Here is a 21,460-nt window from a genome sequence, read left to right as displayed (position 1 = left end):
ACCAGTACCATTGAGGTGCTTGCGAACCGGACCAATCCCGGGAGGTGCGGTGGCAGTGGGCGCAAGAGGCGAGGGAACCGACTTCCTCCAGCTGCAAGTCACTTCGGCTCCGGCGAAGGGACTGACGGGCTGGCTGGTGGAGGCCGTGCGCACGGCGATCACCGACGGGCGTCTGAAGGACGGTATGCGTCTGCCGGCCACGCGTCTTCTGGCGGGTGATCTCGGCGTCTCGCGTGGTGTGGTGATCGAGGCGTACCGACGGCTGGCCGAGGAGGGGCTGGTCAGCGCGCGAGTCGGAGCGGGCACCGTGGTCAGCACGTTGCCGACGCCCGCCCTACCTGGGCCGAGGGAGCGACGGCCCCGTCCCGCGACGCGGATCCCGCGCCTGCCGCTTCCACCGGCGGACGCACTGGTGGACGTGGATCTGTCGCCGGGCATACCGGACCTTTCAGCGTTCCCCCGAGCCTCCTGGCTGCGCGCGGAGCGAGAGGTGCTCGGCAGGGCGACCTCAGCCGACCTCGCCTACGGCGATCCCCGGGGCTCGCGAGAGCTCCGGCAGGAACTGGCCGGCTGGCTCGGGCGCGTACGCGGAATCCGCGCCGACTTCGACGACATCATCATCGTGAACGGAGTCGCGCAAGCCCTGGCCCTTCTCGCGCAGACCCTTCGGCTGTCCGGCATCTCCGAGATCGCTGTGGAAGACCCGGGATCTCGAGGGGCGCGTGAGGGACTGGCCCACTGGGGCCTCACGCCAGTGCCGGTCCCAGTGGACGAAGAGGGGATGCGAGTGACTGAGCTGGCGCGTACTGGTCTTCGCGCCGCGCTTCTCACACCCGCGCACCAGTTCCCGACGGGCGTGGTCCTGGCGCCGCGACGACGCCGGGAACTCATGGAGTGGGCCGGGCATGGCGCACTGGTCATCGAAGACGACTACGACGCCGAGCACCGTTACGACCGAGCACCGGTGCCCGCGCTGCAGGCCTCGGCTCCTGAGCACGTCGCCCATACCGGCAGCATCTCCAAGACGCTGGCCCCAGGCATGCGGCTGGGCTGGCTGATCGCTCCCCGCAGCATGCAGGAGGAACTTGTCGACGCAAAGCACGCGAGCGATCTGGGCTGCCCAGCGCTACCCCAACTCGTACTCGCGCACCTGATGGCGAAAGGCGACCTCGACCGGCACATCCGCCTTACCCGCAGCCGCTACAGGGCACGGCGGGACGCGTTCCTCACTGCCCTGCGGAGGGCCCTCCCCGCGGTCGATGTCCAGGGGATCGCTGCGGGCCTGCACCTCCTGATCACCTTCCCGGATCTCGACGGCACGGTTGAGGACACCCAACTTGCCGACCTGGTCCGCCGCGACGGTGTGCTCACCCACCCGCTCTCCTGGCACCGTATGCGTCCGGGCCCACCTGGCCTCGTCGTGGGCTACGCCTCCCATCCGGCCGACCGGCTCCAGGAAGCCGCACATCGCATCGCCGCCGCGGTGCGGCAGGTGCGCTCTGCGGAACTCGCGGTGACAGACGGCACCAACACCCAGGTGGGTACGACCGGCCCGCATTGACACCAGGTTCACGTGCTACTTCAACCATCCCGGCAGCCCGTACGAGCGGTTCTTCCAGTGGAACCGCCTGCAGGGACCGCCTGAGACCGACCTCGTCCCGGAACTCGCCGAAACCACGCCGCCCGCGGGTACGCGACCGTCGACAAGACGGGGTACACGCTGCTCTGGATCGTCACCGACGTCTGCGCGAGCGACGCCGGACCGGACGTCCACGACGCCGGTCCGGTCGTGGCACGCTGCCTGATCGAGCCGGACGCCCCGTGGCCGCAACCTCCACCGCATCCCGGCCCTGAACAGCGTCCTCGGCGGCTTCACCAGTTGACCGGAACCGGCTGACTCGATCACGGCGGACCTGAAGACGGTGGACCTGTGCCGCATCGCATGCGGGTGCCGCGTCACCGACCTCCGAGCCTTCGACGGCCACGTCGCTGTCACCCCCGACTCCGATAACCGGCTGACGGCGCCGTACGCGGTCCTGGCCACCGGCGTCGGACCGCTCCAGCCCCGGGACGTAGGTCGAGGGCCCACTTGGTCCCGCGGTGCGGAACACCGCGGGACCAAGTGAACGCCTCCCGCCGCAGGCCGGTGGCGCGGCTACGGCGCCGCCGGACGGTGCAGGCGGCGCCAGTATCCGGCGAGGTGGCTGGTGGCGGTGGTGACGGAGTCGAGGGCCATCGTAGTACGGGAGCCCCGGTCGTAGCGATCCCACTGCGGCATGGGGTGGTGGTTGGGGTTGCCGGTGCGGATGAAGGAGATCCAGGACGTGTGCATGGTCGCGGCGAGACCGTCCCGACGCCCGCTCACAACGGTCAACTCGCGGCCGCACACTGCCTGGAACTGCCATTCGTGTTCAACAACCAGGTTGAACTGGTACGCCCAGACCGGATGTCCGCAGGCCGCCCGCCGTTCGGCCAGTGCCACGCTGGGCATGCGGAACAGGTCGTCGGTGATCAGATCCATGAGTACGTCCACCGGGCGGGCGCCCGGCCGGGCCTCTTCGTACGCGGTGTATGCCTGGGCCGCCCGGTTCCCGAAGGTGTCCCGCGCCCCTGCGAGCACCTGATCCTTGGTCGCGGCGGCGTACGGCTCGCTGAGCGCGAAGGCGAAGTTCGCCTCTTCCCTTGTCCCGCCGATGAGGACGTCGATGTCCGCCCCGGCGCCGCTGAGCAGCAGGTCGGCGGGGTCGCGGTCCAGCGTGACCTCGTCGAGTACGGGCAGGAACGGGGTCGACCAGTACCCCCACCGCCCTGTGCGCCCGAACATCTCGAAGGTGGTGGCGATCAGGCGCGGCCAGGGCACGGCCCGGAGTTCCGCTACGTTTTTGGCTCCGAGGATGTCCAGGTAGGTGGCGGTGCGCTGAAGCGACTCGGCGCGGGTGGGGATTTTCAGTCCGAGCGGCGGCTCTGCAGGATGGCGCGTCGGAACAGCGGGCGGCCCTTGGGCCGGGCGCCGGCCAGCGCCGCGACCGACAGAGCGCCGCCGGACTGGCCGGCGACGGTGATGTTGTCCGGGTCGCCGCCGAATGCCGTGATGTTGTCCCGTACCCAGTGCAGCGCGGCTAGTTGGTCGGTGAGCCAGAAGTCCCCCCGGCGCCGTCCTCGCCGAAGTACAGGTAACCCAGCGGTCCGAGCCGGTAGTTGATGGTCACGACGACGAGGTCGCCGTTGCGCGCGAAGGTCTCGCCGGAGTAGTTGGGCAGCGAGCCGGATCCGGAGACGAAGCCGCCGCCGTGAATCCACACCATGACCGGTCGCTTGGCGTCATCGGCTCCGGGGGTCCAGACGTTGAGCGTGAGGCAGTCCTCGTCGAAGGGGGGCGAGCCGTGCGTTCCGAGGACTTGGTCGCCTCCTTGCCGGTAGGGCTGCGGTGCACTCGGGCCGAAGGCGGTCGCATCGCGCGTTCCCTGCCATCCGGGATGGGGCTGAGCCGGCCGCCATCGAAGCGCGCCGATCGGCGGCGCCGCGTAGGGCGCGCCCTTGAATACGGCGAGACCTCCTTCCGTACCTCCGCGCACGCGGCCCGCGGGCAGCTCCACCACGGGCGTGGGCTCGTCCGTGCGCTGGGCGGCCTGCGCCGTGCCCCCGCCCGGTATGCCGGAAAGTAGTGCGGCACCGGCCAACACGCCACTGTTCTTGAGGATTCGTGCGCAAGCTCGTCGCGACGAACGCCGCCCAGTACGTCAAGATCTCGCTACAGGACAAGAAGAGGGACAGGAAGAACCGCCGACGCGAGAAGCCGTGGACCGTCGCGGAGGTCCAGAGATTCATCAAGGGCATCGAGCGGGACCGACTGTACGTGCCCCTTCTGCTGAGCCTCATGGGTCTCCGGCCCGCCGAGGTCTGCGGCATGCGCTGGACGGACGTCGACCTGAAACTGTCGACCCTGGAGACGGCCAACACCCGGACCATGGTCGGGAACAAGACCGTCCTGGAGAAGGACACCAAGACGTTGGCGGGTGAGCGTGTCCTGCCGCTGCCGAGCAAGGTCGCGGAGGCCCTTAAGAAGTTCCGCGCGCGGCAGGCGCGCGAGAAGCTGAGTGCGGGCGAGTGCTACAAGGACTCCGGGTACGTCGTGGACGAGCTGGGCGAGCCTCTGAACACGCGGCACCTCCGCGGGCACGCTTACCGGCTCATGCGGGAGCTGGAGATGCGGAGGGTGCGGCTCTACGATGCCCGGCACTCGTGCCTCAGCTATCTCGCCGTAAACGGTGTGCCTGACGTCATCCTCGCCGCCTGGGCGGGGCACACGAACGCGGCCTTCACGAAGGCCAAGTACGTCCACGTGGACATCGAGGACCTCCGGCCGGCCGCGGCCGCGTGGGACGCCTTCCATGGGGCTGAACCGAGCGGCAGTGAGAATCGGTGAGAGATGATCAGCAGTTGATCTACTGAAAGCGCCTCTGACCTGGTTCTATCCGTTCACGCATAGAACAGTGACCAGAGCTTACCTGGCGTTTTCAGCAGCCTCGTGAGCATCCACACAGTCCGTAATGTCCGGGTCAAAGACTCCCAGCCCACCGTGTCACGCGCAGCGTGTGAGACGCGCGTGAGACGGAACGGCCCCGGGCTGGTGATGCCAGTGCCGCCGGGCCTTGATCCGAAACCGTTCCGATCAAGGAGGGAGCCGAACCCATGCAAGACCGCACCCTGAGCGCCGAGCTGGGTGGCCTCCTTGCGGCTGCCCTGGAAGCACTGGCCATCCCCACGCCGGCCACCGTCGGCGACAAGCAGCGTGACAGCATCGCGACCGCGTCGTGCACGCCCGGTTGCCCTGGGGGGCCAGCAGGGCGACGACCTTGCAGCGTGTGTCACCTGGGCCCGTAGGCGAGGTTGCGCGCCGACGGGGTTCACGTCCCGGTGTGGGTGGTGTGCGGTGGCTGCGCTTCGACGGTACGTGAGACGATCGAACGTCCACCCGCGCGGAGCCGCAGGCCCGGGTGCGGGGCACCCGGATGACAGGCTTCCGTCAGGCCACGAGGCGGCGGGCGAATGCCAGGGAACTCGCGAAGATCCCCTCCACCTGGTCATCGGGCAGCCCGTGCAATCCATGGTCGGCGCCCTGCACCGTCCACAGCTCGACCCGCGATCCGGCTTTCTCCAGTGCCGAGGCGAGGGATTGGCTGTGTGAGCAGTCCACCATGGTGTCCTCGTCTCCGTGTACGAGAAGGAACGGCGGTGCGCCGGATTGGACGTGGGTGAGCGGGCTGGCCTCGCGGGCGCGTTCCGGGACGGTGGCCGGCGCCGCGCCGAGCAGAAGCGCTTCGGGGGTGGCCGCGTCTTGCGGAGTGAAGCGGCCCCGTACGGCGGTCAGATCACTCGGGGCGTACCAGATCACGGCGCCGGCCAGTGGCGGGTCGGTGTGGGTCAGGGCGAGGAGCGAGGCGAGGTGTCCGCCGGCGGACTCGCCCCACACCACCGTCCGCTCGGTGTCGATGCCGAGTTCCGCGGAGCGCAGGGTCAGCCAGCGCAGGGCGGCGCGCAGATCGTCGAGCGGGGCGGGGAAACCGGCCTCACCGCTGAGCCGGTAGTCGGCGCAGGCGACGGCGAAGCCCGCTGCCGCGATGCGTGCGAAGGGCCGGGGAGCCCAGTGGCGCGTGCGTAGACCCATGTCGTCGCGCCGCCCCCGCCGCCAGGCGCCGCCGTGCACGAACAAGACCAGTGGAAGCGGCCCGGCCTGGTGGGTTTCGGGCAACCACAGATCGAGTTCCAGCGGACGGCCGCCCTCGATTTCGGCGTACGGTACGCCGCGCAGCTCGCGTACGCCGGGCTCGCTCAGAGGTGCGGGCGGCAGAGGGGCGTGATCGGGATGGGGTGCGGCGATCAGTTCCCGCACCGAAGGCCGGGTTGCTGTCATCGGGTCCGCCACTGGTGGTCGGGCAGGAAGCGGACGTCGAACTCCTCGGGGACGCTTGCGAACTTGTGGGGCGCCGGGATGACGGGCTCGTGCGGCAGGCCGAGCTGGTCGGCGGGCGCGCCGAGGTTTTCGAAGAACCGCTCGAAGGTGCCTCCAGGCCCGGCGGCGACGCCGACGACCTGGCTGTGGTGGCGCTCCATGCGGTAGGAGTGCCGGCAGTTCTTGGGTACGAAGCCGAAGTCGCCGGGCGTGAGCAGCTTCTCCTGTTGGTTGCCCTCGGTGTCCTCGACGAACAGCCGGACCGCGCCCTGGGTGATGTAGAAGACCTCGTGGGTGTCGGTGTGCAGATGGGCCGGGATGAGGTCGCCCTTGGGGCCTTCGACAGTGAAGAAGTTGAACGTGTTCTCCGTCTGTTCACCGCCCGCGTAGATGGTGATCAGGTCGCCGAACAGGTGGGCACGGTCCCCCTCGCCCTTCTCGATGAAGTAGGGCTTGCCCGGCTCGGCGGGAATGCGTGAGGCCTGCCGGTAGCGGGTGGCGTACTCGATGGTCATGCGGTCTCCTCGGATCGACCTCCGCCATGAATGTCAGGTACCCTGACATGAGGGGCTGTCGAAATCAAGTGCTGGGTACGAGCCCGGCCCCGTCGTGAGGAACCGATGCAGTCGACCCGCGGCAATCTCCCCCACTTGCTTGGTGACGCCCGGCGCTGGTTCGAAGAAGCGCTGTTGGCTGCTATGGAAGCAGCCGGAGCCACGCCGGTGTCCCCGATGCAGGCCCAGCTCTTCGCCATACTGGACGTCCAGGGCACCACGGTGTCCGAGCTGGCCCGGCGCATGAGTGTCACCCGGCAGACCGCGCACCAGGCCGTGCACGGCTTGGTCGCCGCCGGACTGCTCGAACAGGTCCCGGACCCCGCGTCCGCCCGGCAGCGGTTGATTCGGCGCACCCAGGAAGGAGAAAGCGCGCACCGCCAGGCCGGCATCATCCTCGAACGGCTGGAGGAGCAGCTCGCCGAGCGCATCGGCCGTGAGACGGTAGACGTCCTGCGGGCGACGCTGGAGGCGCCGTGGGGCAGGCCCACCTCGCCGAGCTCACCATGAGACTGTTGCTGCGGTGGCCTTTTCGAACCATGCCCGGGGGCACGGTGACAGGCAGCCCGAGGTCCCGCTTCTGGTCCGTGTCCAGGCGGCGAGTATTGGCCGAGGTTGACCAGACAGCGCAGACGGTCCCCTGGCGGTTGTCGTGATGGTTCCCTGGCAGGCGTTCTCTGTAGGCGCGGGTGGGCGGGTGCTGTCGGGCTTGGGGCTCCGTACGTCGACGGGCGGTTGGTGTGAGCGCAGGCGGTCACCGCCCGGGCGCACGGTGACCGCTGGGGGGAAGAATGAGAGTGGTTGGGATCCGCAGACGGACATCCCCGCACGGAATGGGCTCCAGCTTGAGGGTCTTCCAGAGGGCGTTGCCGGCTTTCTTGGCGCGTAGTCGGCCCCATCGCGGCACGGGGCGGGCGGGGGAGAGAGCCAACTTCCGTACAGCACGCGAGATCGGTTGATCAGAGGCCCAGCAGGCGCTCGGCGTTGAGGTGGCAGATCTTGGCGCGGTCGGTTTCGCTGATCGGGGCGGTCTCGATGAAGTGGACGGCCTCGTGGTTGCTTTCCAGGGGGTAGTCGGTGGAGAACATGATGCGGTCGGCGCCGAGCGCGAGCAGGCTGCCGAGCAGGGGGGCGTGGGCGCAGACCCCGCTGGTGGTGATCATGATGTTGTCGCGGATGTAGTCCGAGGGGCGTTGCTTGGACAGGTGGACGCCGCGCCGGTTGAGGAAGTCCCATCGGCTGTCGAGGCGCCACAGGTGGCCGGGGAGCCCTTCGCCCATGTGGCCGAGGATGAGGGTGGCGTCGGGGAAGCGGTCGAAGACGCCGCCGAAGATGATGCGCAGGGCGTGGGTCGCGGTCTCCACGCCCCAGCTCCACATCGGCCCGATCAACTCCTCGTGGCCCCGCAGGTTGTGCCACACGTCGTAGGAGCTGGCCGGGTGCAGGTAGATCGGCACGTCGAGGGCCTCGGCGCGCTCCCAGATCGGCCGGAACCTGTCCGCGTCCAGGTACTCGCCCTGCGTGTGGCCGTTGATCAGGGCACCCCGCAGGCCGAGTTGGGTGACGGCGCGCTCCAGCTCGGCCGCGGCGCCGTCCGGGTCCTGCAGGGCCAGTGCGGCAAAGCCGGAGAAGCGCGTGGGGTGCTTGCGGGCGATCTCGGCCAGGAAGTCGTTGGCCTGGGCGGCCCGTTTGACCGCCACGGAGGTGTCGGTCTCGGCCTGGATGCCGGGGGCGGTCAGGGACAGCACCTCCATGTCGATGCCGAGTTCGTCCATCTGGGGCAGGCGTACGTCGGTGAAGTCGAGCAGGTGTCGCATGGCGGCGTCCCACTGGGGCGGGTCGAACAAGGCAGCGGCGGGCAGGCTGTAGTGGGCCAGGGCGGCGGTGGTGAAGTGCTCTTCAATCGCGATCTTCTTCATGGCAGGGGTTCTCCGGAGTGATGGACGCGGCTGCCGGTGGAGTCGAGACCGGCGGGAGCGGGCCAGAGCGGGGTGAAGACGGCGGCTGAGCCGGTAGGGACGGGGTCAGCCGGCTGCGGCGCTGTCGGCCGTGCCGATGGGAGCGGTCGTCCGGCGCGGGGCGGGTCGACCGACCGGGGGAGTGGGCACGGCGATCGCTGCCGTGGCGCCGACTGCGGCGGTGGCGGCGAAGAAGTAGAAATTCCATTCAAGGCCCAGCCCGGAGTCGAGGATCCGCCCGCCGAGCGAGGGGCCGACGATGGCGCCGAGCCGGCCGACGGACAACGACCACCCGACGGCCGGGACGCGCAGATCCGCCGGCATGCAGCCGATCAGGTAGGCGTTGACGAACGCCTGGCAGGCCAGCAGCCCGAAGCCGCACATGAGCAGGCACATGTACAGGACCCAGCCGGCCGGGCCCCGGCTCATCACGAGCAGACCGGCGGCACCGACAAGGAAGGCGCCGGTCACCACTCGCTTGGGGCCGAGCCTGTCGGCGAACATCCCTCCGGGCACCATGCCGACGCCCGCGCCGATCCACGACAGGCACGTCATGGTCAGGGCCGAGCCGATGGAGAAGCCGCCGGTCTGCATGAGCGTCGGCAGCCACGTGCTGAAGCCGAAGATCAGCAGCAGCCCGCAGAACGCGGCAAATGAGTCCGGCCCCTCGGCCAGGGCGGAGCCGAGCATGCACAGGGAGAAGAACGACAGGCCGCTCAGGAGGAGTCGGCGGGTGCCCAGGCGCCGCCCGGCGACCCCGGCGATGCCGGCGCCGATCAGCATGCCGGCCGCGACGAGCGATCCGATGTCACCTGCTTCCCCCTTGGACAGGTTCCAGCCGGGCTCGCGGAGCAGGGCCGGCACAGTGGCCCCGTACACGGACAGGTCGTAGCCCTCGAACATCGCGATCAGGGCGGCCATGAGGATGAACAGGCGTACGTCCGCGGGACGTGGTGGGTCAGGGCATCTTGGAGACGGTTTCGCTTTCATGATGGCGATTCCTTGGCTCTCGGGACAGGTGCAGGAGGCGGACGCGGGAAGCACGTGCCCGGAGCCGAGCGACGCGTCGTCACGGTGTCGGCTTCATGGCGCCGAAGTCCGTTTCGATGCGCTCCTTGGCCTGCAACAGGGCATCGGTTATTGCCTGTTCGCGCCCGGCGAAGCGTTGTGTCGGGGTGGGCACACTGATGGCTGCGGTGCCCCAGGCCGCGGTGCGGACGGCGACGCCGGCCGCGGATATGCCGAGGGTGTGCTCCTCGCGGTCGAAGGCGACGCCGGTGCGGCGGATCTCGTCGAGCTCGCGGTGCAGCTCGGGGCGGGTGGTGAGGGTGTGCGGGGTTTCGGCGGTGAGCCGGTTCGGTACGGCGTGCTCGAGCGCGGCCGCCGGGAGGGCGGCGAGCAGTGCCTTGCCGGGGGCGCAGCAGTGCAGGGGGAAACCGGCGCCGACCGCGCTGACAGCGCGCAGCCGGCGGTCGGCGACGACCTGGTCGACGAAGACCACACGATGGTCCTCGAGGACCGACAGGTCGACCGTTTCCTCGAGTCGGCGGGACAGATCCTCGAGATAGGGGCGCAGGTCGACGATCATCGCTGATCGCACGGAGGCGGCCATCCGGGGGATCTCCGGCCCCAGCCGGTACCGACCGCGGGTGCCGGCCACGGTCACCAGCCCCTCCGCCTCCAGGGCACCGAGGATGCGGTGGACCGTGGACTTGGCGAGGCCGATACGCTCGACCACCTCGGCCTGGGTGAGGCCGGACGGGGCTGCCTGGAGCAGGCGCAGCACCTCCGCCGCGCGTGCGATGACCTGGATGCCGCTCGCGCTGCCGCGCCCCGGCCTGGTTTGCTCGTCGACCGCCGTCATGACGTGTGTTCCTTTCCTACGTCGTGTCCCGGACAGCCTGCCGCATGAGTGCGGTCCGGGTGGCACGGCGTCCGTGCGCCTCCTTTCTCCTCGCGCTCCGGCAACCGGAGCAGGGATCAAGGTGCTGTCCTCAGGTCTTGCGGTCCGGCAGGCCGAGGAGCCGTTCGGTCTCCTCGATCCCGGCGATGGGCAGGTCCAGACCGCGGGCCAGGTCGACCGCCCGGTCGACGAGGGGCCGATTGCCGGGGGCGAGCTCGTCCTTGCGCAGGTGCAGGGTGTCCTCCAGACCTGCGCGGGCGTTGCCGCCGAGCGCCAGGCCCATGGCGGTGAGCGGCAGGTTGTGCCGTCCGATCGCGATGACCTGCCAGATCGCGCCCGGTGGCAGTCGGCGGACCATGGTGAGGAGGTTGTCCGCGGTGGCGGCCATGCCGCCGCGCACGCCGAGGACGAGGGAGAACTGCAGCGGCTCGGCGAGCAGGCCCTCCTTCCACATGCGCAGGCACGCATCCAGGTGCCCCGTGTCGTAGATCTCCAGCTCCGGTTTGATGCCGAGCTCGCGCATGCGGGCCGCGAGACGGCGCACCTTGTCCGGCGGATTGCGGAACTCGCCGTCGCCGAAGCTCATCGAGCAGGGGTTGAGGGTGGCCATGCGAGGCCGTAGCTCCACCAGCCGCTCCCGCTCCTCGAAGGGAACGCTGAGCCCCACTCCGGTGGAGAGCTGAATCAGGATCGGGCAGCGTGCCCTGATCAGGTCCATGGTCCGGCGTGCGATGTCCAGGTCGGCGGTCGGCCGCTGGTGCTCGTCGCGCAGATGGATGTGGGCGACCGACGCGCCGGCCCGGTAGGCGTCGGCGACGGCTTCGGCGATCTCCTCCGGGGTGGTCGGCAGGTCGGGGTTGTCGGCCTTGGTGGCGATCGGCCCGGTGGGCGCGATGGTGATGACGACGCCCATGTCAGGCCTCCCCGTGCGGCAGGGCGATGGTGACGAGCAGGGTGGCGGGTCGCTTGGAGCGGTTCTCCACCGAGCGGACCTGACCCTTCGTCAGGTGTACGGAGTCGTACTGCCGCAGCGTTTCCTCGTGGCCGTCGGCGGTGACAACGACCTCGCCGTCGAGGGCGACGTACACGGTCTCCTCCGCCGTCGGCGCCGCGTCCGCCGCTCCGCCGGGCAGGTAGTACGACAGCCCGGTCCAGAACCGTGCGGTCGGCCCGGCTTCGTGGCCCTGCAGTCGCAGTGCGCCGACGCCGTGGTGCGACGGCGGCTGGTACGGCGGGGCCTGCTGGAGCCGGGTGACGCGCATCGGACTCATCCGCGCCCGCCCGTCTCGATCCGGTATGCGCCGGTGGGGTCGACGATGGCGACCAGGCGCACGATGCAGCCGTCGCCGCCGGTCCAGCGCCAGGGGAACGCGGCGAAGGTGACGCGCTTGCCGGTGACCTTGTCCAGGTCGCCGCCGACGTTCTCGAAGCCGATGATCCCCTTGGAGAGGATGGCGCGGTGGCACGGTTCCCACTCGGGGAAGTCGTCGAGGACCTTGCGGCCGGTCTCGGCCTCGTACTCCTCGCAGGCCCACGGCAGCAGGCCGTTCGGGGCGCCGGGGCCGTGCGGGCCGATGGCGGTGGCCAACGGGTGGTCGAGTGCCTGGGTGTCGGTGCCGACGGCCTTGACGCCCTTGGCGGCGAACCACTCTCCGGCCTCCTTGTAGAAGCCGGGCGAGTAGGCGTAGTAGTCGCTGTTGTCGCCGTAGGTGTGGTGCCAGCCGGTGTTGACGATGACGATGTCCCCAGGGCGTACCTCCGGGGTGGCCGCCTCCAGGTCGGCGGCGGTGACGACTTCCCACTTCTTCTTGGGGATCGAGACGACCACGCCCGTGCCGAAGAAGGAGCTGAGCGGTATCTCGTCGAGCAGCGGGGTGTTTTCCACGACGTGGCCGGGGGCGTCGATGTGGGTGCCGGAGTGCATGACCGTAGTGATCTTCTGGGTGAGCACGCGGGACTTGGACATACTGTGCAGGCGCTCGATCTTCACGTCCTCGAAGTACGGCCAGCACGGTGTTCCGTGCCCCCACGGGTGGGAGAGGTCGTAGAACTCCAGGCCCTGCTCGTTGGGGCCGAGAGGCCAGGTGAAGGGGGTGTTGGACATGGTGTTCTGCCTTTCGTGCTTCATCGGTGTCCGGACGGGTTGCCGTCCGGCGCGCTGTGGCTGTGGGAGCCATCAAGGAGCCGGCCCGACGCCACGGAGGGGAGCATGACGTCGGCGTCCTGGGGACTCGGACGTCAGTCGGGGTAGGGCAGCAGGGTCGCGGCGGTCTTCTCCCAGGCCGCCTTGAGTTCCTTGAGCAGCTGGTGCTTGTTGCCGGCGCGGTCGGCCTGCTCCCGGGCGTCCTCAGCCAGGTTGTAGAGGTGGTCGGCGCCGGAGGAGTCCTGGTGGTACTTCCAGTCGCCGCGCCGCAGCGCCCGGTTGGCCCGGACCCGCCAGAACAGGTCGCGCTCTGACAGGTTCTCGCCGCGCAGCAGGTAGCCCGCCAGGCTCGTACCATCGAGCGGATAGTCGCGATCTGGCCGGACGCCGGCCACCTCCAGGAGCGTGGCGGTCCAGTCCATGGTGTGGTTCGGCTCGCGGCTCACCTGGTGGGCGCCGATGCGCGCGGGCCAGCGGAGGATCGTGGGGACGCGGATGCCGCCTTCCCGCAGGTCTCCCTTGCCGCCGGTGAGTGGCCAGCTGTAGGAGAAGCGCTCCCCGCCGTTGTCGCTGGCGAACAGCACCAGGGTGTCGTCCTCTTGGCCGGATCTGCGGAGCGCGTCCAGCACCTCGCCGACGGCGTTGTCCAGGCTCTCCACCATCGCGGCGTACTTCTCCACCGAGCCGCCGTCGAGGTGGAGCAAGGCGGTGTACGCTTCCGCACCGCCCCCTGCCCCGTTCTTGGCTGCTGCCTCGATCTTGGCGGCGATCTCCGCGCCGGACTCCACGTCCTCCTCGGTCAGCCACGGCCAGTGCGGTGTGGTGAAGTTGAGGTTGAGCAGCCACGGCGCGTCGTGGCTGCGGCCTACGTACTCCACGGCCCGCTCGGTGAGGACGGTGGTGTAGTAGCGCAGGTCCTGGTAGGTCGCGTCGCCCTCGTACAGGTCGTACTCACCGAGCGGGCCGAGTTTGGAGAAGTACTCCAGTCCGCCACCCAGATTGCCGAAGAACTCGTCCCAGCCGGACTTGGTGGGGCTGTAGTCCGGCAGAAAGCCGCAATGCCACTTGCCGATGAGCGCGGTGGAATAGCCGGCGGCCTTCAGCGCGGAGGCCAGCGTGGGGTGGGTGGGGTCCAGTCCGTGAGAATGGTTGGCGATCGGCTCGGCCAGCCCGCCGTGGGTACGGCCCGGGTAGCGCCCGGTGTAGAGGCCGAACCGGGTCGGGGAGCAGCTCGACGAGGCGGAGTAGCCGTTGGTGAAGCGCACGCCCTGGCGGGCGAGCCGGTCCAGGTTCGGAGTTCTGATGTGCGGTGCGCCGTAGCAGGACAGGTCGGCCCAGCCCAGGTCGTCAGCGAGGATCACCAGCAGGTTGGGGCGCCGCATGTTCTTACGATCGGTCCGGGCGCGGAACGGCTGCTCCGTCCGCAGTGCACTGCCGCAACTGGGTGCAGCAGAGGCGGAGGACGGGGTGGCCAGTCCGGTGACGGCGGCAAATGCACTTCCGCCGAGCAGCCCGCCCAGGGTGCGGCGGGATATGCCGTCGGCAGCGGGGTTGGACGGGTTGGAGCTGTCGGTCATGGGCTTCCGTATCTCGATGGTGGTTGGCATGAGCGCGGGCGGACACCGCGGCGGGCGTACGGTGAAGGCGCTCGGGTGGAGAAATGAGGAGGGTCGGCTCCGCATGAAGCTCCTGGCGCAATGAGCTCAAGCGGTCCGGCGATCACACCGGTTCGGGTGGTATTTGGGCAGCTCACGCCGCGGGCGGGTCGTTGTCCGCCGTGGCCGCGAGCTGCCGGGCGATGTGCCGGGCCAGGCGCGTGCCTGCCTGTTCGCGGCTGCCCTCGGGCCAAGTGAGGAAGCCACGGCCGCTCTTGGCACCCAGGTCGTCCGCCGCTACCAACTCCCTCAGTAGTGGAGAAGGGCTCGGGGAGCGGTTCAGGTCGGCCAGGACGGCTTCGTGGATAGCGAGGGTGAGGTCGAGCCCGACATAGTCGGCGTTCTCCAGGGGGCCCATGGCGGCCAGGCGCAGGCCGATGGTGTTGCGTACCACCGTCTCGACTGTCTCAGCGGTGCACACTCCGTCCGCGACCAGTGCGATCGCCTCGCGCCACAGGGCGTGCTGGAGACGGTTGCCGACGAATCCCGGTACGTCGCGCTCGACGCGCACCGGCAGTTTGCCGAGGGACGTCAGAAGAGCGGCGGTGCGCTCCAGCGTCTCCTCGCTGGTGTGCTTCCCGCGGACGACCTCTACCACAGGGATCAGGCCGGGCGGGTTCCACCAGTGGGTCCCGACCACCCGCTCGGGGCGGGTGGTGCGTTCGGCGATGCTGCTCACCGGCAGCACGGAGGTGTTGCTGGCGAGCAGCGCGTCGGGCAGCAGGCGGTCAAGCTGGGCGAACAGATCCCGCTTGGCCTCCAGGTTCTCGGCGACGGCCTCGACGACAAGGCCCGCTTCCGTGACGGCTTCGGCGAGGTCCGTGCTGCCGTCGACGGCGCCGTCGAGGTTCCGCAAACTGTCCACCGCCCCGCGCAGGGCCACGGCGTCGACGTCGTGCAGACGTACCGGATGGCCCGCCCCCGCGAACACCTCGGCGATGCCACGGCCCATCAGCCCCGCGCCGACGACGGCGACGCTCAGCATGCGGTGTACCCCCCGTCGAGGTACAGCACCTGTCCGGTGACGAACGAGGACGCGTCGCTGAGCAGGTAGATCAACGCCCCGGCGAAGTCCTCCGGCTCGGCCAGCCGCCCCAGCGGGATGCGGGCGAGCATGGCATCGCGGGTCGCGGTGGCCTTCTCGTCCTCCTCGTACATCCAAGCGGTCAACTCCGAGCGGAACACGGTGGGAGCCAGCACGTTCACCCGGACTCCGGCACCGCCCCACTCGGCGGCGAGACTGCGGCCGAGCAGGTCGACCGCGGCCTTGGAGGGACAGTACGCGGAGTACCCGGCGGGGTGACCCAGCCGGCCGCGGGTGGAGGACACGAGTACCACGCTCCCCCCGCCGTCGCGGCCGAGCATGTGCCGCCCCACCGCCTGGCACATCAGCCAGGAGCCACGGACGTTCGCCGACTGCACGGCGTCGAAGTCCTCGACCTTCATCTCGGTGATCGGCGCGACGTGGTTCATGCCGGAGGCGACGAGCAGACCGTGCACGTCACCGTGCGTCTTCACTGCGGCCGACAGGATCGCCTCGGCGTCGTCCGGGGTGTCCGGCCTGCGCCGGACGGTCTCGACCGGTCCGGGACCGTCCAGATCCGCGGCCAGCACGTCGAGCTTGTCGGCGCTGCCACCGGCGAGTGTGAGGTGAGCGCCCAGGGCGTTCAGGGCGCGTGCCGCCGCACTGCCGAGGGCGCCGGTGGCGCCGGTGATGACAATCGAACGCCCGTCAATCGTGAAGCGGGAGAGAGGAGAAACAGCAGGAGCGAGTGCCACGAGAACCTCCTTGGTTCCGTGATACGAATCAAACGTGCCGGAATGCGGTTCAACGTAGGGGCGGCTCAGCTACTGGTCAATGGGCCGTGCGTAATCTGTTGTTGGCCTGGTCCGGGGCTCTTGGCCCCGTACGGACATGCCGCCGCCAAGGGGCGGGGCCGTCCCGTGGGAAAGGTAGATGCCTTTGAGGGCCACCGGTTTGACTGCCCGTCATGTCACCGCTGCCGCGCCACCACGGCGCCGTCGCCCTGCCCCGAAGATCCAAAGCGGGGACCGCGTGCTCCTCGACCCGGGCAGTGGACCGTCCCGCCCGGCGGGGGTCGGTGCGGGCCCTCCAGGCCGGGCACCGCGCTGCCCGCGTTCCGTGGCGAGGCCGTGACAGGGGAGTTTCGACGTCTCGACGTGGCCGCAACCTTCTTGCACACTGACCGCCACGGCTTCGGACGAGTCGCCCGCGGGTCGTCAGGCCGCGAGCGGCCGCGCGACGGCCGACCGGAACGCACAGTCGGGAATCGGTGAGGGCGCCTTGGAAGACTCGCTCGTACGTGAGCCGCAGCATGCAGAGCAGGAGCCTTCACCGGCGGCGGACGAAGGAGGCGCTCCGATGACCCGCCGCCGCAGCTCCGAGTCGGCCACCGGGCCAGTGCTGGGCCGCGCCCTGCAGCTTCTCGGGGCGTTCAGCGCGAACTGCCCGGAGATGACGTTGAGCGAGCTGTCCCGGCGGTCCGGGCTGCCGGTGTCGACCGTGCACCGGATGCTCGGCGAGCTCATCGCCTGGGGAGCGCTGGAGCGCGGCGACAAGGGGTACTACCGCGTCGGCCTGCGGCTGTGGGAAGTCGCCTCCCTTGCGCCGCGCGGACAGGGCCTGCGTGAGCGGGCCCTTCCGTTCCTGGAGGACCTGTCCCAGATCACCCGGGAGAACGTTCAGCTGGCGGTGCGCGAGGGTACGGAGGTCGTCTTCGTCGAGCGCATCGCGGCGTCCGGTGCGGTGCCCGTGCTGACGCGCGTGGGCGGGCGTTTCGCCCTCACGGCCACCGGCGTCGGGCTGGTGCTGCTCGCGCACGCCCCCGCCGAGGTGCAGGAGCAGGCGCTCGCCGGCCCCCTCGAGCGCTTCACGCCATGCACGGTCACCGATCCGCGCGAGCTGCGGCGCATGCTGGCCGAGGCGCGGACCAATGGCTACGCGGTCAGCGACCGCCAGGTCACGATGGACGCCCTGTCGGTCGCCGCCCCGGTGCACGGCAGCGGTGGTGCAGTGATCGCCGCGGTCTCGCTGGTGGTACGCCACGGCAGCACCTCCGCGCACGCGCTGGCCCGGCTCGTCTGCACCAGCGCCCGGGCGATGTCCCGCGCCATGATCACGCCGCAGGTCTGAACCGCGCCGTCCTGCGCCTGAGCTTCAGTACCCGCCCATGCCGGGTCGCAAGCCAAGCCCCTGCGGACAGGGCCTGACGCCCGTCCGACACGGCAGCGCGGCCGGCATTTCGCAGATGTTTCCCGGCATCCGGAAAGACCCCTGGTGACCTGAGGGCGCCGACCCGACGATGGTCCGCACCGGTCGACGCCCGGGCCCCGGTCCGCGCCGGGGCCGCACCCGCCTGGCAGGGGACGGAGTCGACGACCACCACGCAGTCGACAACGGAGTGCTGCCATGGTTCTGCCACCCTCTTTCCCCCGTCCCGGATCCGTCCGGTGACCGGCCCCTCTCTGCGCACCGCCCTCGACGAGGGGCCGATGAGCCGCTTCCAATGGGGCGCGATCGCGGTGTGCGTACTGCTCAACATGCTCGACGGCTTCGACGTACTCGTCATGGCCTTCACTGGAAAGGCCGTGTCGGCGGAGTGGGAACTCAGCTCTTCCGAGCTCGGGTTGCTGCTCAGCGCGGGCCTTGTCGGCATGGCTCTGGGTTCCCTGTGCGTCGCCCCGTGGGCCGACCGGGTCGGCCGCCGACCGGTCATCCTCGGCTGCCTGGCGGTGGCCGCTGCTGGGATGCTGCTCTCCTCGGTCAGCCAGTCGCCCGTTCAGCTGGGCGCGTTGCGCGTGCTCACCGGAGTCGGCATCGGCGGCGTCCTGGCCTGTAGCAACGTCCTCTCCGGCGAGTACGCCTCCCGCCGCTGGCGCGGGCTCGCCGTCAGCCTCAACTCCACCGGCTACGCGGTCGGCGCCACGGTGGGCGGGCTGCTTGCGGTCGGCATGATCGGGCAGTTCGGCTGGCGCTCGGTCTTCCTGACCGGCGGCGTGGCCACCGCTGTCGCCGTCCCGTTGGCTTACTTCTGCCTGCCCGAGTCCGTGGACTTCCTGGCCTCCCGCAGGCCGAAGGGCGCCCTGGAGCGGATGAACGCCCTGGCCCGGCGCATGGGCCAACCGCCGCTGGAGAGCCTGCCCGAGCCCACCGCCGAACCGTCCAAAGTCGGGGCCGGGTTCCGCGAGCTGCTCTCACCCGCGCTGCGCCGCTCGACGCTGCTGCTCTGGTCCGCCTTTTTCCTCGTCATGGCCGGCTTCTACTTCGTGACGAGCTGGACGCCGACCTTGCTGGTCGAGGCCGGCCTGTCCGGCACCCAGGGCCTCACCGGCGGGACCCTGCTCAACCTCGGCGGCATCTTCGGCGCGGCCGCGCTCGGGGCCCTCGCCGCCCGCTTCGCGCTCCGCTCCGTACTCATCGCCTACCTGATCACCACGGCCGTGATGCTGTCGGCCTTCATCGCCTCGACCTCCTCGCTGGGGGCGGCCTTCGCCCTCGGCGCCGTGATCGGCCTGTTCGCCAACGGCTCCGTCGCCGGGCTGTACGCCCTCACCCCGGCGACGTACGGCACAGGGATCCGGGCCACCGGACTCGGCAGCGCCCTCGCGGTCGGCCGCATCGGCGCGATCCTCGCCCCGACCGTCGCGGGCAGCATGCTCGACGCCGGCTGGACCCCGCAGAACCTCTACCTGGCTGTCAGCCTGATCTTCATCGCCACCGCGGCCCTCCTCCTGCTGCTGCGGCCCGCCACGGCAGGAGGCACGGAGCCCGCCGCCGCGGCCCCGGTCGCCGGCACCACGCACTGAACGCCCCACTCCGAAGGGAACGATCATGACTGCTTTCGTACGCGATCAGTGGTACGTCGCCGCCTACGGCCGCGAGGTCGGCCGCGAGTTGCTCGGACGCACCGTACTGGGCGAGCCGATCCTGCTGTACCGCACCGAGGACGGCCGTGCGGTGGCGATGTCGGAGCGCTGTGTGCACCGGCGCTTCCCGCTGTCGCAGGCGCCGAGCCGGCTCGACGGCGACCGGGTGGTGTGCGGGTACCACGGCTTCACCTACGGCACCGACGGCGGCTGCGTCTCCGTGCCCGGACAGCAGCGCATCCCGCGCACCGCGCGCCTGAAGACGTACCCGGTGGTCGAGCAGGACTCCTTCGTGTGGGTATGGATCGGCGACCGCGAGCCGGGAGACCACCTGCCGCCCCGCGCCCCGTGGATGGACTCGCCCGACTACTCCGTCGTGTCGGGCATGGAGCCGATCGACGGCGACTACGGTCTGCTCGTCGACAACCTCATGGACCTGTCGCACGAGACGTACCTGCACGGCGGTTACATCGGCACTCCCGAGGTGGCCGAGACGCCCATCACCACCGAGGTCGACGACACGGCCGGCATCGTCCACGTCAGCCGCCACATGGACGACGCGGAGTGCCCTCCCTTCTACGCGAAGTCGACGGGCATCGAGGGCCGGATCACCCGCTGGCAGGACATCGAGTACCACGCCCCCTGTCTGTACCTGCTCCACTCGCGCATCGCTCCCGTCGGCGCGCCGGGCCCCGGCCCGGACGGCAGCGACCCGCACGCCTTCCACGTCGAAGTCGTCTACGGCATCACCCCTTCGACGGAGAAGACCACGTACGACTTCTGGGCCGTGGCCCGCGACTTCGCCCTCGACGACCAGGACGTCACCGAATTCCTGCGCGGCAACAACCACACGGTGGTCATGCAGGACGTCGTTGCCCTCAACGTGCTGCAGAAGTCCCTGGACACCGAGCCGGCCGGCTACCAGGAGCTGAGCATCAACATCGACACGGGCGGACTCGCCGCCCGCCGCATCCTCGCCCGCCTGGCCCAGGAGGGGGCCGCGAAGCAGGCCCGGGCGGTGGCCCGATGACCCCGCTCCACCCACCCGTCCTCTCCGGCGAGGACGTCTACCGCATCCACTGGGTGCTTGGTACCGACCGGCTGCTGGCCGTCTGCCACTGCGGTGCACAGCGGGAGTTCGAGGACCCGGTGGGGCTGTGGGACTGGCTCCTGGGCCACCCCGAGGACCACCGCCCCGGCCCTGCCCGGGAGTCCGCTCCCGCATCCACCCCCCAGCCTCGGTACGCGGCCTTCGCCTGAAGCCGCCCCCGGTCCCGAAAGAGAACCACCATGACCATCACAAGCCCTCAACGCACCGAGGTCGAACTCGACCTGACCCTGATGCGCAAGGAGCCCCTCGCCGAGGGCGTCGTCCGGCTCAGCCTGGCCCACCCCTCCAACGAGCGGCTGCCCGCGTGGAGCCCGGGCGCCCACATCGACCTGGTGCTGGGCCCCGACCTGGTACGGCAGTACTCGCTGTGCGGCGACCCGGGGGACACTTCCCTCCTTCAAGTGGCCGTGCTGCGCGAGCCGGCGAGCCGGGGCGGCTCCCTTCACGTGCACGACACACTGGCCGAGGGCGACACGGTCCGGGTGCGCGGCCCCCGCAACCACTTCCAACTGGTCGACTCCCCCCGCTACCTGTTCATCGCCGGCGGCATCGGCATCACCCCGATCCTGCCGATGATCACCGCCGCCGAGCAGCGGGGCGCCGACTGGCGGCTGGTGTACGGCGGACGCAGCCGCGCCACCATGGCCTTCGCCAGGCAGCTCACCAAGGACCACCCCCACCGGGTGGAACTGCGCCCCCAGGACGAGACCGGCCTTCTCGACCTGGACGGGCTGCTCGGCAGCCCCGCCCCCGGCACCCTCGTCTACTGCTGCGGTCCCGAGCCCCTGCTCAATGCGGTGGAGCGGCGGTGTGCCTCATGGCCGGAGGGCACGCTGCACATCGAGCGGTTCACGCCGAAGGCGCGGGAGGACGAGGCCCCATCGACCTCCTTCGAGGTGGAACTCTCCCGGAGCGGCATCACGGTGACTGTCCCGCCGGACAAGACCGTCCTCCAGACGGTCGAGGAGGCCGGCGTGCAGGTCCTGTCCTCGTGCCAGGAGGGCACCTGTGGCACCTGCGAGACCGCGGTCCTCGACGGGGTGGTGGACCACCGCGACTCCCTCCTTACCCCCGCCGAGCAGGCATGCAACGACACGATGTTCATCTGCGTCTCGCGCTCCGCCTGCCCGCGCCTCGTCCTGGATCTGTGACCCACCAGCACCGACGGGAGTCCACCGCATAACCATGAGACCGCGGCGCCGTGCCAACCGCGTGCGGAGGGCCGTGGAGTGCCCGGCGCTGACAGCTTCTCGTACTGCTCGCCCCCTCCAGGCACTCCATCAGCCGCACCGCGCC

The 21,460-nt window shown here is 70.1% G+C and carries 20 protein-coding genes and 2 pseudogenes; 9 read left to right on the top strand and 13 right to left on the bottom strand.

The features are described from left to right. The first annotated feature begins 55 nt into the window (after positions 1-55). On the top strand, positions 56-1,561 hold the full coding sequence (gene pdxR / locus AC1P0E_RS03540) for a MocR-like pyridoxine biosynthesis transcription factor PdxR (protein ID WP_482740685.1): 1,506 nt from the start codon (positions 56-58) through the stop codon (positions 1,559-1,561). Between the two features lie 265 nt (positions 1,562-1,826). After that, positions 1,827-2,093, top strand: a pseudogene (locus tag AC1P0E_RS03535) (pyridine nucleotide-disulfide oxidoreductase); the annotation flags it as partial. Positions 2,094-2,155: 62 nt separating this feature from the next. Here the strand turns inward: AC1P0E_RS03535 and AC1P0E_RS03530 are convergent. Both AC1P0E_RS03530 and AC1P0E_RS03525 read right to left on the bottom strand, forming a co-directional pair. Further along, positions 2,156-2,860, bottom strand: a complete 705-nt coding sequence (locus tag AC1P0E_RS03530; protein WP_482740684.1) for a carboxylesterase family protein — start codon at positions 2,858-2,860, stop codon at positions 2,156-2,158. An 86-nt stretch (positions 2,861-2,946) separates the two neighbouring features. Beyond that, a pseudogene (locus tag AC1P0E_RS03525) lies at positions 2,947-3,575 on the bottom strand (carboxylesterase family protein). A gap of 128 nt (positions 3,576-3,703) precedes the next feature. On the opposite strand from AC1P0E_RS03525, the gene AC1P0E_RS03520 reads away from it, so the two are divergent. Then, positions 3,704-4,426 (top strand): site-specific integrase, encoded by a 723-nt coding sequence (locus tag AC1P0E_RS03520; protein WP_482740683.1) that lies wholly within the window; start codon positions 3,704-3,706, stop codon positions 4,424-4,426. Positions 4,427-5,026: 600 nt separating this feature from the next. Here AC1P0E_RS03520 and AC1P0E_RS03515 read toward each other — a convergent pair. Both AC1P0E_RS03515 and AC1P0E_RS03510 read right to left on the bottom strand, forming a co-directional pair. Then, a complete protein-coding gene (locus AC1P0E_RS03515; protein ID WP_482740682.1) occupies positions 5,027-5,914 on the bottom strand; it encodes an alpha/beta hydrolase fold domain-containing protein in 888 nt (295 codons plus the stop codon). Next, complete coding sequence (locus AC1P0E_RS03510; RefSeq protein ID WP_482740681.1) at positions 5,911-6,468, bottom strand: quercetin 2,3-dioxygenase; 558 nt, start codon at positions 6,466-6,468, stop codon at positions 5,911-5,913. Before AC1P0E_RS03510 ends, AC1P0E_RS03515 begins: the two co-directional genes overlap by 4 nt. A 105-nt stretch (positions 6,469-6,573) precedes the next feature. Between AC1P0E_RS03510 and AC1P0E_RS03505 the strand changes: the two genes are divergently transcribed. After that, positions 6,574-7,017 (top strand): MarR family winged helix-turn-helix transcriptional regulator, encoded by a 444-nt coding sequence (locus AC1P0E_RS03505; protein WP_482740680.1) that lies wholly within the window; start codon positions 6,574-6,576, stop codon positions 7,015-7,017. A 449-nt stretch (positions 7,018-7,466) separates the two neighbouring features. Here the strand turns inward: AC1P0E_RS03505 and AC1P0E_RS03500 are convergent, their stop codons facing one another. From AC1P0E_RS03500 to AC1P0E_RS03460, 9 genes are all read right to left on the bottom strand, one after another. Continuing rightward, a complete protein-coding gene (locus AC1P0E_RS03500; RefSeq protein ID WP_482740679.1) occupies positions 7,467-8,426 on the bottom strand; it encodes an amidohydrolase family protein in 960 nt (319 codons plus the stop codon). A 105-nt stretch (positions 8,427-8,531) separates the two neighbouring features. Beyond that, positions 8,532-9,386 (bottom strand): MFS transporter, encoded by an 855-nt coding sequence (locus tag AC1P0E_RS03495; RefSeq protein WP_482740678.1) that lies wholly within the window; start codon positions 9,384-9,386, stop codon positions 8,532-8,534. A 148-nt stretch (positions 9,387-9,534) separates the two neighbouring features. Then, complete coding sequence (locus tag AC1P0E_RS03490; RefSeq protein WP_482740677.1) at positions 9,535-10,329, bottom strand: IclR family transcriptional regulator; 795 nt, start codon at positions 10,327-10,329, stop codon at positions 9,535-9,537. A gap of 130 nt (positions 10,330-10,459) precedes the next feature. Continuing rightward, positions 10,460-11,281: a beta-keto acid cleavage family enzyme gene (locus AC1P0E_RS03485; RefSeq protein ID WP_482740676.1), complete on the bottom strand. Its 822-nt coding sequence runs from the start codon at positions 11,279-11,281 to the stop codon at positions 10,460-10,462. Between the two features lies 1 nt (position 11,282). Further along, on the bottom strand, positions 11,283-11,630 hold the full coding sequence (locus AC1P0E_RS03480) for a beta-D-galactosidase (protein WP_482740675.1): 348 nt from the start codon (positions 11,628-11,630) through the stop codon (positions 11,283-11,285). 5 nt (positions 11,631-11,635) lie between these two features. Then, the gene (locus AC1P0E_RS03475) at positions 11,636-12,472 is read right to left on the bottom strand and encodes a cyclase family protein (RefSeq protein ID WP_482740674.1); all 837 of its coding nucleotides are present in this window, start codon (positions 12,470-12,472) and stop codon (positions 11,636-11,638) included. A 134-nt stretch (positions 12,473-12,606) separates the two neighbouring features. Further along, positions 12,607-14,088 carry a sulfatase family protein gene (locus tag AC1P0E_RS03470; protein ID WP_482745636.1) on the bottom strand — a complete coding sequence of 494 codons (1,482 nt, stop codon included), beginning with the start codon at positions 14,086-14,088 and terminating at the stop codon, positions 12,607-12,609. 172 nt (positions 14,089-14,260) lie between these two features. Continuing rightward, positions 14,261-15,151, bottom strand: coding sequence for a 3-hydroxyacyl-CoA dehydrogenase family protein (locus AC1P0E_RS03465; RefSeq protein ID WP_482740673.1), 891 nt, complete (start codon positions 15,149-15,151; stop codon positions 14,261-14,263). Next, positions 15,145-15,945 (bottom strand): SDR family NAD(P)-dependent oxidoreductase, encoded by an 801-nt coding sequence (locus AC1P0E_RS03460; protein ID WP_482740672.1) that lies wholly within the window; start codon positions 15,943-15,945, stop codon positions 15,145-15,147. Before AC1P0E_RS03460 ends, AC1P0E_RS03465 begins: the two co-directional genes overlap by 7 nt. A gap of 604 nt (positions 15,946-16,549) precedes the next feature. Here AC1P0E_RS03460 and AC1P0E_RS03455 point away from each other — a divergent pair. The 5 genes from AC1P0E_RS03455 (at position 16,550) to AC1P0E_RS03435 (ending at position 21,315) form a co-directional block, all read left to right on the top strand. Beyond that, positions 16,550-17,320 carry an IclR family transcriptional regulator gene (locus tag AC1P0E_RS03455; protein WP_482740671.1) on the top strand — a complete coding sequence of 257 codons (771 nt, stop codon included), beginning with the start codon at positions 16,550-16,552 and terminating at the stop codon, positions 17,318-17,320. Positions 17,321-17,637: 317 nt separating this feature from the next. Beyond that, entirely contained in the window at positions 17,638-18,993 is a 1,356-nt protein-coding gene (locus tag AC1P0E_RS03450) for an MFS transporter (protein WP_482740670.1), read from the top strand. Positions 18,994-19,018: 25 nt separating this feature from the next. Continuing rightward, positions 19,019-20,083 carry a Rieske 2Fe-2S domain-containing protein gene (locus tag AC1P0E_RS03445; protein ID WP_482740669.1) on the top strand — a complete coding sequence of 355 codons (1,065 nt, stop codon included), beginning with the start codon at positions 19,019-19,021 and terminating at the stop codon, positions 20,081-20,083. Beyond that, positions 20,080-20,313, top strand: a complete 234-nt coding sequence (locus AC1P0E_RS03440; RefSeq protein ID WP_482740668.1) for a hypothetical protein — start codon at positions 20,080-20,082, stop codon at positions 20,311-20,313. Before AC1P0E_RS03445 ends, AC1P0E_RS03440 begins: the two co-directional genes overlap by 4 nt. Positions 20,314-20,343: 30 nt before the next feature. Continuing rightward, positions 20,344-21,315: a PDR/VanB family oxidoreductase gene (locus tag AC1P0E_RS03435; protein WP_482740667.1), complete on the top strand. Its 972-nt coding sequence runs from the start codon at positions 20,344-20,346 to the stop codon at positions 21,313-21,315. Positions 21,316-21,460 lie beyond the last annotated feature (145 nt).

It is taken from the genome of Streptomyces sp. TRD_SC_5 (assembly GCF_056836825.1).
Note: the sequence above shows the minus strand (reverse complement) of the source record. Positions and strands in the feature narration are given on the sequence as shown.